Source organism: Paenibacillus sp. GCM10027626 (genome assembly GCF_042676285.1).
GTDB lineage: Bacteria > Bacillota > Bacilli > Paenibacillales > Paenibacillaceae > Paenibacillus_Z.
The window spans coordinates 723,183-736,206 of sequence record NZ_JBHTHC010000001.1 but is presented as its reverse complement, the minus strand read 5'-3'; the positions used below and the strand labels follow the sequence as shown (position 1 = coordinate 736,206).

9 protein-coding genes are annotated in these 13,024 nt (G+C 51.2%); all 9 read right to left on the bottom strand.

The genetic code is table 11. The features are described from left to right. Positions 1-43 precede the first annotated feature (43 nt). Positions 44-1,198 (bottom strand): dienelactone hydrolase family protein, encoded by a 1,155-nt coding sequence (locus tag ACFQ0N_RS03525; protein WP_379322953.1) that lies wholly within the window; start codon positions 1,196-1,198, stop codon positions 44-46. 51 nt (positions 1,199-1,249) lie between these two features. Next, positions 1,250-2,833, bottom strand: a complete 1,584-nt coding sequence (locus ACFQ0N_RS03520; RefSeq protein ID WP_379322952.1) for a helix-turn-helix domain-containing protein — start codon at positions 2,831-2,833, stop codon at positions 1,250-1,252. Between the two features lie 15 nt (positions 2,834-2,848). Beyond that, positions 2,849-4,600, bottom strand: coding sequence for a sensor histidine kinase (locus ACFQ0N_RS03515; RefSeq protein WP_379322951.1), 1,752 nt, complete (start codon positions 4,598-4,600; stop codon positions 2,849-2,851). Positions 4,601-4,741: 141 nt separating this feature from the next. Beyond that, a complete protein-coding gene (locus tag ACFQ0N_RS03510; protein ID WP_379322950.1) occupies positions 4,742-6,340 on the bottom strand; it encodes an ABC transporter substrate-binding protein in 1,599 nt (532 codons plus the stop codon). A gap of 63 nt (positions 6,341-6,403) precedes the next feature. Next, positions 6,404-7,321 carry a carbohydrate ABC transporter permease gene (locus ACFQ0N_RS03505; protein WP_379322949.1) on the bottom strand — a complete coding sequence of 306 codons (918 nt, stop codon included), beginning with the start codon at positions 7,319-7,321 and terminating at the stop codon, positions 6,404-6,406. Positions 7,322-7,331: 10 nt separating this feature from the next. After that, positions 7,332-8,315, bottom strand: coding sequence for an ABC transporter permease (locus ACFQ0N_RS03500; protein ID WP_379322948.1), 984 nt, complete (start codon positions 8,313-8,315; stop codon positions 7,332-7,334). Between the two features lie 161 nt (positions 8,316-8,476). Beyond that, positions 8,477-10,840, bottom strand: coding sequence for a LamG-like jellyroll fold domain-containing protein (locus ACFQ0N_RS03495; RefSeq protein ID WP_379322947.1), 2,364 nt, complete (start codon positions 10,838-10,840; stop codon positions 8,477-8,479). Positions 10,841-10,869: 29 nt separating this feature from the next. Beyond that, positions 10,870-12,090, bottom strand: a complete 1,221-nt coding sequence (locus ACFQ0N_RS03490) for a hypothetical protein (RefSeq protein WP_379322946.1) — start codon at positions 12,088-12,090, stop codon at positions 10,870-10,872. A gap of 10 nt (positions 12,091-12,100) precedes the next feature. Further along, a complete protein-coding gene (locus ACFQ0N_RS03485) occupies positions 12,101-13,003 on the bottom strand; it encodes a carbohydrate ABC transporter permease (RefSeq protein WP_379322945.1) in 903 nt (300 codons plus the stop codon). Positions 13,004-13,024: the final 21 nt, after the last annotated feature.

The window sequence follows — 13,024 nt, the reverse complement described above, 5'->3', positions numbered from 1 at the left end:
CTAGAACTAATGTATTTATCAACCTCGTCCATGATTCCTCTCGTTACTTCATCCACTGATCAAACCAAGAAAATGCGTCTTCTTGCATCTGAAGATTAAACTCATGCGGATTGTTGTAAAATTGACTTTTAAATTTTTCTGAATGTCCTAACCGTTGATAAATTTTTTCGATCTGGGAGTTGGCCTCATACATTCCATCCAGATGAAATAAGTGATCTTTGGAGCACTGTTGAATAAATAAAGGATTTGGCGCGGCAAGGCTTACTACGTCCGGCAAATCTAAGGAAGCGGTTAAATTTGGAATATAGATCATATAAGTATGGTCCCGTAAGCGATTCCATTGCAACGAATGATAGGAGGTCATCCAGCCGGCAACCACCGTACAGCTTATTCTTGAATCAAGTGCGGCCAGGTGAGCCGCCCTGAAACCTCCGATGGAAAGACCGCAGCAGCCGATTCTTTTGATGTCCACTTCTTTTCTAGTATATAAGTAATCGACACATGCTCTGTCATCATGAAATAAAATTCCAGGCCATGTTGTTCCGGAAATAAAGATATGTTTTACGAGCAATGCTTCGAAGTAACCGCACATTTTATTGTACGTATGTATATATTCTTCTGTGCCTGGCGCCAAACCGTTCAACTTGTACGGGCAACTTTCCAGCGTTTCATCCGTTAAATGATTTATGTCAAGTTTTCTCGATCCAAAATAGAACCCATCGATACTTAGTACAATATATCCTTTTCTGACCATTTCATTAGCCCAAGAACGACCGCCGTAATATGTTTTTTTGAAGTTCTTTAATATGTCTGACTCTTCTTCCTGGGCGATTATTTTTTCTCTTCCCAGGTAATAAAATCCCCCATGATCGTGAATTCCGATAATCGCCGGAAACGTCTCTCCGTTCCCTTTAGGAATTAGCAAAGTTCCTTTCACTCTTACGTTTTTTGCCGTATTGAATTCAATCTCTTCCTGGATGAATTCATTTTTTTCAATTACATTCAATACTTTGGCATCTAGCGGCGCCGGCTCGGGAAAATAATTCAGAAGCTCAAATATATGTGCTTTGGCCATCGTTCTCCATTGTTCGAAGTCAGCCCATGAATCTGATAACAAAGAAAGCTGCTTTTTTTGCTTTCCGCTGTATGTTGTCAGAAAGGTATAAAAATTGCTTATATCATTTTTCAATTCATCCATTTTGTGAATTAGCTCCTTTTTCACGGACTCTCACTTTCATGGGGACCTTTCTCAGCCTTGGAAATTTTTGCGATACTCCTGCGGCACCATGCCAACGACCTTCTTGAACGACTGTGTAAAATAAGAGAAATTCGCAAAACCGACCGCTTCTGAAATATTTACGATCTTCAGCTGCGTCTCCGCCAGAAGCTTCTTAGCCTTGCTCATGCGCTCCGCTGCAATGTAATCCGACAGCGTCGAGCCCGTCTCCTTCTTGAAGAGGCGAGACAGGTAGGCTGGGTTGAGATACACAGACGCGGCGATGTCCTCTCGCGTACAGGGGCCGTCCAGATGCTCCCGGATATAGGTTTTGATCTTTCGGATCAAGGCGGAGGAAGAGGCGTCGTGGCGCTCCAGATAATCGATGCCTTCACCCGCCAAGCGCAGCGCCCAGCCCTTCCATTGCTGCCTCCCTACCGGAGGCTGCATGCCGGATTCGTACACATCGGACAGGGTCAGACCTTTGCGATGAAAGAGGGAATGGAGCATATATAGAAAGCCGTAGTGGAACTCTTCATACAGCTCATGGTGGGAAAGTTCCTTCTCTACTTCGGCAAAATAGCTCTCGATGCGCCGCAGCAGTTCCTCCCGCTTGCAGGATTCCAGCAGGACGCCCCAATCCTGGAAGGAGGCGGCGGCGAAATGCGGCGAACGTTCATCCCCCGCTTTGGAGAGAAACTGGACGCTGTGCGGAGTTCCGACGTTTCGCCGCTCGAGGCCCTTCAATGCCTTGACCTGGGAAGCCACATCCGCAATAGTTACTGCCGCCCCGATATAACAGGACAGCTGGCACCCAAAATAGGTGCGGCAGACCTCCAGATAAGCGTCGCAAGCTTGCTGAAGCTCCGCCTCAAACAGGGCCGACGCGCCGCCGTACAGGATGGCGATATTGATTCCGTTCCGGTCCTGGACGACGGCTCCGCCGCTGTGCAGCAGGATGTCCTTGGCCGCATTGCGCAGCGCGTATTCCATAATTTCTTCGTCCCGCGCGGACAGCTCTCCCTTCCACTCCTCCACACTGATTAGGACGGGGATAACGCGGCCGACCGCCTCCTCCGGAATCCGGTACAGCTCCAGCATCCGTCCCAGCGTTTCAGGGGTCAACAGCAGGCGCTGATTGACGACGTCCTGCCAGAACCGCTCCACAAGAAGCGGGAGCTGGGCTTCCCACTTGACCACCTGCTCGTTGTACCGGTCACGAAAACGCTCGCTCTCCTGCTCCTTCGAAACTTCGCCGAGCGCCATCGCAACCGTCCGGTACAGCTCGTCGTAATCCACAGGCTTCAGCAGATACTCGAAGCTTCCCAAGCGAATCGCTCTTTTGGCGTACTCGAATTCGGCGTGTCCGGTCAGCAGGATCGCAACCGTACGTGGAGAATGCTCGACCACCCACTCCAGCAGGTCGAAGCCGTTCTTCTCCGGCATTTCGATATCGCAGATCAGGACATCAATAGGCCGACTCTCCATGATCTTCACGGCAGTCGGCACATCATACGCCTCCAGCGTCTCATCGATGCCGAGCGTCGTCCAGTCGTGGCTTCCGACAACACCCTCTACGGCATACAGGATATCGTCAACAACCAGCATTTTATACATGACTACGACTCCTCCCTACATGACGGATACTTTGGGTAATTCGGATCCTTCAGATGCTGCAGTCAAAGGTATGCTCAGCAGCACTCTGGCCCCGCCTCCCTCCCGCCGTTCCAACCGGATAGAAGCGCCGCCCTGGTAGAACATGCGCAGCCGGTCTCTCACATTGCCGATTCCTACATGCTCCCCGTCCCCGGGTCCGTTCCAGGCGCCGCCAGACTGCAGGGCTTCCTCCGGAAAACCCGGCCCATTATCCTCCACGGCTATCGTATAATGACTGCCGGGGCGCTCGGGATCCCTTGACACGCATACGCTGACCGCTAGCGGATCATTCCGCTTCATCAGCACGTGAACGATCGTATTTTCCACAAAAGGCTGAACGGTTAAGGGCGGTATCAGCTGTCCGGACAGCTCGCCCTCGCATTCGATGGCATATTCCAGCCGCGTTGGGTACATCAGCTTCTGAATGGACAGATAATCGTTAATATGGTCAAGCTCGCTTCGGATTGGTATGGGCGCCGACCCCGTCTTCGTGATGAAGCGGAAGTAGCTCGCCAGATGCCGGACCATTTTCTCGGCCAAATCATCCTTCTTCACCCGGATCAGATTGTTGATGATGTGCAGAGAATTGAAGAAGAAATGGGGATTGATCTGCACTTGAAGATGCCGAAGCTCGGCGCGCTGAACCCTCAGCTGCTCCTCGTAAATATCGATCTTCAACTCCTTGATCTGCGTCACCATGCCGTTGAATGAATCGACCAGATAGGAGAATTCGTGCGAGCCGCTGTTCGCGAGCCGGACGTCGAGCAATCCCTGGCCGACCCTGCGCATCCCGGACATCAGACGCTTCATGGGGATGAAGAGTACGCGCTCGATGAAGAACAGATAGATCACGAACAAGGCAAGGCCCACGAACGGGATGGCATAGATAATGCGCTCGAAGTAGGGCAGATTCTCAAGCAGGATTCCCTGCGGGATAACGGTAATGAAGGTCATGCCGGCGATGGAGGAGGAATGTCCGACCACCAGATCGTTCGAGCCCCGGAAGCCGGACTGCACATAGTGCTTGCCGGAGGTCTCCAGCTTTTCTGCGAGAGCCGGTGCAGCTTTACGCATCTCCGGCGTTCCGCCAACCGCCCCCTCCCCCTCCAGATAGACCATCGTCTGCGCCTTATCGGAAACGGCGCCTGTGTTCAGCGGAGCCAGAATCCTGTTGACGGAAACGAGCGCGCCCATATAAATACCGGCTTCACTGCGGATTACTTTCAGCAGATAAGGTGTGCCGTCAAGACGCATCAGCGACCACTTCGTGTTGTGACTGGTCGCTGACACGATCTCTCGCTTGTGCGCGGCCAGCATGTCGCTGCGGTTCTGGAAATTTTGGAGCGTTGCAACGATGAACTCGTCCCTGCTCTCGTAATACAGGAACAGAGTGTCCAGCTTGCTGTAGTAGTTGAGGTCACTATACAGCTTCCGAATGGTCTGGTGGAGCGCCAAGTGGTAGTCAAGGGAAGACGAGGGGCGAACGGCCATCATCGTGATCTGGCTGTCGTCGCTGGCATTGCGCCCCATATACACCCTCGTAACATCGAGGAACTGGTCCATCTCGCGTACATGGCTCGACAATACGAAGCTGTAGTTATCCGCAGCCTGGCTTTGGATGACATTCATCGCATAACGGTTATTGTAGAACAAGAATGAAACCAGACAGCCGAAGATCAGCAGAATGGCAAGCACCAGCTTCAATCGGAGCGATCGGTACGGTCGCATGGCAGCCCTCCGTAGGACTGTTTTTTTTCATTACATTATACCACACGGGTTATATGAAAAGCAGTCAGCAAATCGCCGCCGCCCTAAACAAAAACCTGAATCTGGATGAAGCTCTGGATTCCTGCCTCATAGCTCCCTCCCTTACTTTTTGGCGCTCAGCCACGCATTGTACTGCTTGTCGATTTCATCCATCACTTTCTGCAGTCCGTTGGCTTCCATACGTTGGGTCAGCTTGGCTATGGATTCATCGACCGGTATAACCCCTTTTTTGAGACCGTCCACGATTTCCTTCTCCACACTCGTAATGGCGGCAACCTCCGCTTTAACCAGTTCCGGGTCGAAGACAAACCCGAGCAGCGGCGAGACTTCCACTGTTTCGTTGAGCTTCTTCAGCTGATCAAACTGGTCCGCCAGATTGTAGTCTTTCAACTTGTTCAGGAACATATCGCCGAACTCCCACTGTATATCGAGGCTGTACGGGCTCTCTTCCCACGTCTTCGCGCCGTCCGGCGGCCCGAGCCTGCCGTCCTCCAACGTCTTGTAGTGCTTGCCTTCAAAACCGAAATTAATGAGATTCACAAGAACGGGATCGCTGTACATCATGTTGATGGCCATAACAGCTCTTTCCGGATTCTCGGTATTGGCATTGACGGCAATCATGGAACCGGTCACGGAATTCGTATCGGCGACCACTACATTGTCCTGCACCTGTACGACGGGCCCAAGCACAGACGTCCAATATTCCAACTGCCCCGGCTGTCCGGTACTGCCGTGAATCCAGGCCTTTCCGGCCTTAATGACTTGATCGAGGGGCGTTTTATTCGTCGCGACGTCTTTATTGATGTATCCGTCCTCGTACCACTTGTGCATCGTTTTGTAATGATCGATTCTCGATTTCCGTGTGTAGTAGTTAACCGCCTTGCCCGCCTTAAGATCGATCGCCGCGAAACCGATGCCCGGGATATCGGCATACTGCGAGCGCTCTTCGTCCCATGCCGGATTGACCCTCTTGAACCAGCTCACATCCGCGCCAAAGAGCGGCGTGACGCCCTTCTCATTGTCCTTGATCGTCTTCAGGAAAGGTTCAAGATCTGTCAGGTATTTGATGGTGCTGACATCCATCTTGTATTTGTCAACGAGATCCTTCCTGAAATACAGCGCGCCCGGCTGCGTAATTTCCTTGTTGGTCGGCAAACCGTATATTTTGCCTTTGACCCGAGCGCCCTGCAGGAAAATCGGGTTCATATGCGTAGGGTCCTTCAGTACAGGAGCGTATTCATCGATATAGTCGTCCAGTGCAAGAAAAGCTCCTCTTGCAACGTTGGAATAGTAATTGTTCCAGTTGGCCGTCCAGATAATGTCGGCCTGCTCGCCGGATTGCAGAATCAGGGTACTTTTATCTCCCCAAACCGCCCAATCCAATGGTACAAGCTCCAGGCTGGCATTGATTTTCTCTTTCATATACTTGTTGATTTCGTCTTGTACGACCTTCAAGTCTTTGGGATCGCCCCCACCATGAGGGAAGTAGAACTTGAGCGATACAAATTTCTCCAGTTTCTTGTCCTTCGCATTGTCCTTGACCGTTTCGCCATTATTGTCCGTCTTGGCGGCGCTTCCGGTATTGCCGCTATTAGCGGATTTCTCCCCATTATTGCCGTTGCCGCCTGAGCAGCCCGCAAGCATTGCGGCCGCCAGCATCACCGCAAGAATGATGGCAAATGCTTTCCGACTTTTTCTCACTGCGCATGAACCTCCTCTTTATTGTCAAAACATTTATTTAAACCATTTCGGTTTAAACCGGCGTTATCCTTTTACAGCCCCGACCGTCAGGCCCTTCACAAAGTATTTCTGGAAGAACGGGTAGGTCAGGACGATTGGGCCCATACCCACAACCGCCATGGCCATCCGGATCGTCTCGGAAGGAATATCGGCGAATGAGCTCTTGCCGCTCTGGGCCTCTAGATGCTGGAAGTTGGTCTGCAGGAACTGCAGGTTGATCAGCGCCTTCTGCATCAGGAACTGCAGGTTGTACAGCTTCTCGTTGTTAATAAACAGCAGGCAGTTGAAGAAGTCGTTCCAATAGCCGATGACCGAGAACAGCAACATCGTTGCTAGCACCGGCAGTGAAAGCGGGAGCACGATGCGCAGGAAGATCCGGAATTCCTTGGCCCCGTCCATCTTTGCGGACTCGATAACCTCGAACGGAATCGTCTGCCGGAAGAACGTGCGGATCATAAAGATCGCGAAGCCCCCGGTCAGCCCCGGCATGATTAGCGCCCACAGCGTGTCCTGGAAGTGCAGGACCTTCACGTAGATATAGTAGAAAGGGGCCAGACCTCCTGAGAACAGCATGGTGATCAGGATAATGATTGAGAAAACGGCCTTAAACGGAAAATCCCTCCGCGACAGCGGATAAGCGTAGAGCGCCTGGGTCAGTACGGCCAGCACCGAACCGGCAACAGCCGCGAAAATCGTTACGCCGTATGCACGAAGCACGACATGGAAATCGGCGAATAAATACCGGTACGCATCCAGGCTCCAAAACTTTGGAATGAATCGATAGCCGTCGTTATACAGCGATTGTTCGCTTGTGAACGAGACCGCCAGCACAAGCAAGACCGGCAGTACGCACACCAGTGCTAGAATCAGAAAGTACACGTTAAGCAGCAGATCGACGGGAGCCGATACCGCAAAAAAGTTTTTGGATCGTTGCTTTCTCATAAATGCCTCCCTAGAACAGCGATTGGTCTTTATCGATCCGGCGGACGATGGCGTTCGACAGGATCACCAGCACGGCGCCCACCACGGACTGATACAGGCCGGCTGCACTGGACATTCCGATGTCGCCCAGAGAAATCATCGCTCTGTATACATAGGTATCGATGGTGTCTGTGGCCGGATACAGGGCAGCTGCGTTAAGCGGAACCTGATAGAACAAGCCGAAGTTTGAGCGAAAGATGTTTCCTATAGAAAGGATCAAGAGGATGATCATGATCGGCTTCAAGCTCGGCAGCGTAATCTTCCGGATTTGCTGCCATTTTGTCGCGCCGTCGACGATCGCCGCTTCGTACATTTCCTGGTCGATGCCCGATATTGCAGCCAGGTAGATGACGCAGCTCATCCCAGTACTCATCCAGAAATGGACGCTGGTCAGAATATAGGGCCAGTAAGTGGATTCGTTGTACCAATTGACGGGAGTCAGTCCGAGCGGCTCCAAGATGCTCTTGTTGATAAAGCCGTAATCCGGATTGAGCAAGGCGTACACGATGTAGCTCACGACTACAATAGACAGGAAGTTGGGCAGGAGCATCGCGGTTTGATATACCTTGGAGACCCGTTTGTTCCGCACCTCGCTGAGTGCAATCGATGTCGACACGACGATGAACAGGCCCAGAATAATGAAAAGGAGGCTGTAGGAAACGGTATTGATCGTAATCCTCCAGGCCGTATCCGTTGTGAACAGGAATCGGAAATTCTCAAATCCCACCCACTTGCTGCCGAATATGCCCTTGGCATAATTGACATTCTTGAAGGCGATCAGAACGCCGATCATCGGCATATAACAATTGATGACGACAACAACCAGGGCGGGGATCATCATGACGAGCAGCGCCTTGTATTTGATCACATTTCTTATAAGTTTCCCAAACCGGGACATGCGGGTCGTATTCCATCCCTCCCCCGGCCTTGCTGCGACTCTGCCTTCAATCTGCATGCGCTACTTCCTCTCCGCTTGTGATTTACCTTTATTGTACCAGTGGAAATGAAAGCGCTCTATGCAGAGAAGAGACCATATTGTTGAAATGGTGACCTGTTCCGTCATCACACAAATGAAAAAAGACCAACCACAAATTCTGGTTGATCTCCAAATGATGTTCACCGGCTAGATGTTACATGCACAATCATCGTATCGCTGGATATTGTTCCCGCATAATTGATCAGTTCACAGCGATATTCATAGGTACCGTTCTGCCTTCCCTCGATCGCTGTAACGGCCGATTGCGCTTTCGGCGTTTGATCGGTCAGCTCCTTCGTATCGATCAGTACGCCGTTCTCATATAGACGATAGATTGTCCCGTTGGTCCCCCACCACAGGTTCATGTTGATGCTGAAATTCCCGTCTCCATCCCAGTTGTCATTTGCGAGCACCGGTTTGGCCGGCGCTGCTTGGGTGACCGTTACGGTTAGAACGTCGCTTCTCGTCGTGCCGAATGCGTTGGTGAGCTCGGCATAATAACGATAAGTACCGTTCTTCTTGTTGGTAACGGATGTAACCGTCGATTGGGCATTTGGCGAATGATCCGTTAGCGTTTGGGTGTCGATCAAGACGTCATTCTCATACAATTTATAGATTGTACCGTTATTTCCCCACCATAGATTCATATGGATGTTGTAATTTCCGCCCAAAATCCCCGTGCTATGCCCATTGTCATCGGACAACACCGGTTTGGCCGGCGCTGCTTTGCTTTCCGCGTTCACACTATCATACAAGCTGTCGATTTCCGCTTGCGTCAACGCTTTGCGGTAGATCTTCAATTCGTCCAGCTTGCCTATGAAGTTGCTGCCGCCGTCAGGGTTCCCCCCGATACGGTCCTCCTGGGACGGGGAATAACGCCGGTAATAGTTTTGGTTAAAAGCGAATGTTCCCCCAGAAGACTGCTCCACTTTATCCAGATACAGCTTGATTGATTTATTCTTATAATCTACGATCCCAACGATATGATGCCATGAGTTCGGATTGTTAAAGCTGATGCTCTTGCTCTGGTAAGCATCCGTCTTATCGCTGCGAGCTCCCATCCGAACCGCATTGGAGTCAATGGTAAGCTCAAGACCTTCCTGAGCGCCATCAATACGTGTGCCGAGAATATCGTAGCGGTTCCCTGCTGCCGGCATCTGGCTCGGATTGATCCAGACGCTTACCGATACTGCATCGGCATTGGCAATTTCATTGCCAATCATGTAATGCATGTCGAGGTAATCCGTCCCATTCATATTTATCGCCTGCCCGGACTTGCCAGCCGCATATCCGCTAGTTCCTACGCGAATCGGATGATTCCCCTGGGCCGAATCGTCATCCGAGTGGCCGTTAAAGGAATAGTCGCCGATTAAAGCGGCTGGCTGCAGAAAGTTGCGGAAATCTTCCAGACGATGGAATGTGATGCGATTGGCGTTATGCTTGGAGTCCGCGCCGTTGTACGAGGTGCGGGAAACATAGATCAAATCGTCGCCGTCGAATTGCCAATCGACGTATTGGAAGCCGACTTTCGCGACAGAATTTGCCCAGCTCAAGTTTTCGTCTTCTTGAATAAGCAGCTTGCCCCGCGTCCAATTCACAAGATCCGTCGAATAAAAGAGCGACAGCACGTTGCGCTGATTATTCTGGGTTATATTGTAATCGGTATGCTCATTAACAAGCGCGATATACTTGCCAGATACGGAATCGTAACGGATGGTGAATTTCACGTCTCCCCCGGGCATATCGAACTCCCCGTATTTAGTAAACGTCTTGTTGTCCGCCCCGAGCTTGTATATGCCTGCACGATTGATGACCGAGCGGCGGAGCACGTCCCACACTTGTCCGTCCGGTCCGACTACGGCATTGCCTTCAATGTACAGATTTACGTCGGATTGGTTGGATTTGGTCCAATTGGCGGGGTCCATCAGATCCGCCGTCTCCGGCACGGAAACGACAAAGGCCCACATTCCCCACTGATTCAGTTGTTCAAATCCTTTATATAGGCGTCCGTTCACATTCAGTACCGGCGTAGGCGCACAGTGATACTGATTGCTGACACTCTCTTCGTATAGAACAGATGCAGCGCTCCACGTCAGACCGCCATCGGTGCTTTTGCGGATGACGATGGAACCGAGACCTTTGTCGGTTCCAAGCAAATAGACGGCCCCGTTATGTTCGAACAGCGTACTCCAATATTGTCCTTCGATCGATGCTGTTTGCGACCAGGTTGCCCCCTGATCTGTTGAACGAAACACCCGCGTCGTTCCGATCACCGGATGCAGCGTACCATAATCATCGCTCGCAAGCAGTGTTCCGTCGGAGAGCTTCACAAGGCTGGGACTCGCCACGTAATTGCCTGTGCTGGGATCGGAATAATCAATCTGCGACTGGAGTACATCCTTATAATTGTTGGCGGATGCGACAGGGATGCCGGCAAACATAACGAGAAGTGCTGTGAATAAGACCGCTAAAGTGCTGTGTTTACTTCGTGCACGTTGTTTCATAATTAAAATTCCTCCTTTGTTTAGGTTATTTAATACACAAGTTCACGAAAATTGGCGACGGTATGAAAGGAGATGAAGTTGCCGTTATGGGCGCTGTACGCCTGCTCATCGCCCGACCGGCTGAGGATCTGCAGATCCTCGCCGTCAATGGTCATCGAGGCGTAATGGCGGGAATGCCTAGCCGACGGTCCTGCCGCAACAAGGCCGGCAAAGCACCAATCGATGCAATTGCTGGAATAATGAAGCTGCAGCCGCGACCGCTCGTTGTTCGGAAGATTGTAACGGTCACCAGGCAGCTGTTCCGCTCTGGTCATGCTGTCCGTAGCTTGCGTGCTGAGAAGCCAGTACAGCCGGGTCACTTCGTCATAGATGATGTGGAATTTCATTTGTCCGCCCGGGCAAGGAACGAACACCACCTGTTTACCGGATGGGACATTCTCCAGCATCGTTATCATGGAACCGTCATCCTGCTCGACAACCTTGGCGATTGCGGCATAGCCGGTTCCGCCCGTATGGGCCCGCATCCACAAATGGAACGTCCGTCCGCTCGGATCATGCCAATAATGATCGGGATCGGTGAATTGAACCACATTGGTCTCAAGCCATCCTGCCGGGGCGCAGCCTCTGCCCGGCGCAATGTCGATATACCGTTTCGGATCGGCATGAAAGAACGGAACGCCAAAGTAATTTAATGTCTCTGCAGGAACGGCATCGCAGAAGGCAAGCTCCGAAGCGAATGTCCAGTTCTCGGCCCTAGTCAAATCCGCGTCCGTTTTGCCACGCATCAGAACCGGCGCCAATTCGCCTACTCCCCACACTTCGATCTTGTAATGAAGACGTTTCTCCATGACCAAATATACCGAACCGTTCGCATAATGAACGTTGCATGGCGCTTGATGCCACTGTTCGCCGCCGCTCGTAAGCGCTGCCAGTTCCGTCCAGCTTTCTCCGCCGTTATCGGAGCGGATGACCATCAGATCGCCATTGTGGCCTAATACATACAAGGAGCTGCCAGCAACGAAAGGCCGTGCATGGACGAACGGAAAGTCTGCCCGGTGCGTCCATGATTTCCCCCGGTCATCGGACGTGAATACTTTCCCGCATGGCGCTTGCACGCCGGGGCCGCCGAGGTCCATAGTAGCCACGAGCCGGCCCGATGGAAGCCGGGCAATGCCTGGGCTATAACAGAAGATGGATGCCGGATCGCTGGATTCATAAATTTTGACAAATTCATTCGCGAGCGCTTTCATTACCTTCCTCCTAACCTTTAAGTGAACCAATCATGACGCCTTTGACAAAATACTTCTGGGCAAACGGATAAATACAAAGAACAGGAAGACTGGAAACGATAATAATGCCGTATTTGACGGATTCGGCCAAAAACGTTTGCTGAGCCATATCCTGATCCCCGATACCGAGTTCGAGCTGCTGCATCATCTGCGTTTGACTGGTCAGAATTTCTCTGAGCACCAATTGCAGCGGTATTAAATTTCTGTCGTTCAAGTAAATCAGAGCATTGAAGAACGAGTTCCATTGCCCCACTGCCGAGAACACGACGAGTACGGCTATGATCGCCTTGGAGAGCGGCAGCACCACTTTGGTAAAATAACCGATGTTCCCGCACCCGTCTATCTTGGCAGCTTCGAACAGCTCTTGCGGAATTGTCGATTGGAAGAAAGTCCGGGTGATAATTATATTCCACATACTGACGCATCCAAGGATAATAACGATCAGCGGATTATCAATCATATTCAAATTCCGTACAAGCAGGTATGTTGGGATAAGACCTCCGTGAATGAACATCGGAATAATAAACAGCATAACGATAAACCCGCGGCCTGCCATATCCTTTCGCGAGAACGCGTAAGCGGTCATCAGGGTAAGGGAGACGCTGAGCGCCGTCCCTCCAATCGTATACAGAACCGTGTTCCGGTAACCAATCCATAATTGATTGTATTTAAAAATCAAGTCATACCCGTTTAAATTAAACCCCTTGGGAAATAAAAACACCTTTCCCGTTCCGACAGCTGAAGGGTCGCTGAAGGATGCGATCACAACAAAATATAACGGGTATAGCACGATAATCAATATCAGGGTCAGAAAAGCAACGTTTACAGTATCGTAAACGACATCCGCCCTGCTTCTGCGCACATTGTTGTTCACCCTTTCCCCTCCTAATAATTT

Bases quoted from the DNA above. Each gene is read 5' to 3' on its own strand.
- ACFQ0N_RS03525 (WP_379322953.1), bottom strand. From the start codon at position 1,198: ATGGATGAATTGAAAAATGATATAAGCAATTTTTATACCTTTCTGACA.
- ACFQ0N_RS03520 (WP_379322952.1), bottom strand. From the start codon at position 2,833: ATGTATAAAATGCTGGTTGTTGACGATATCCTGTATGCCGTAGAGGGT.
- ACFQ0N_RS03515 (WP_379322951.1), bottom strand. From the start codon at position 4,600: ATGCGACCGTACCGATCGCTCCGATTGAAGCTGGTGCTTGCCATTCTG.
- ACFQ0N_RS03505 (WP_379322949.1), bottom strand. From the start codon at position 7,321: ATGAGAAAGCAACGATCCAAAAACTTTTTTGCGGTATCGGCTCCCGTC.
- ACFQ0N_RS03500 (WP_379322948.1), bottom strand. From the start codon at position 8,315: ATGCAGATTGAAGGCAGAGTCGCAGCAAGGCCGGGGGAGGGATGGAAT.
- ACFQ0N_RS03495 (WP_379322947.1), bottom strand. From the start codon at position 10,840: ATGAAACAACGTGCACGAAGTAAACACAGCACTTTAGCGGTCTTATTC.
- ACFQ0N_RS03490 (WP_379322946.1), bottom strand. From the start codon at position 12,090: ATGAAAGCGCTCGCGAATGAATTTGTCAAAATTTATGAATCCAGCGAT.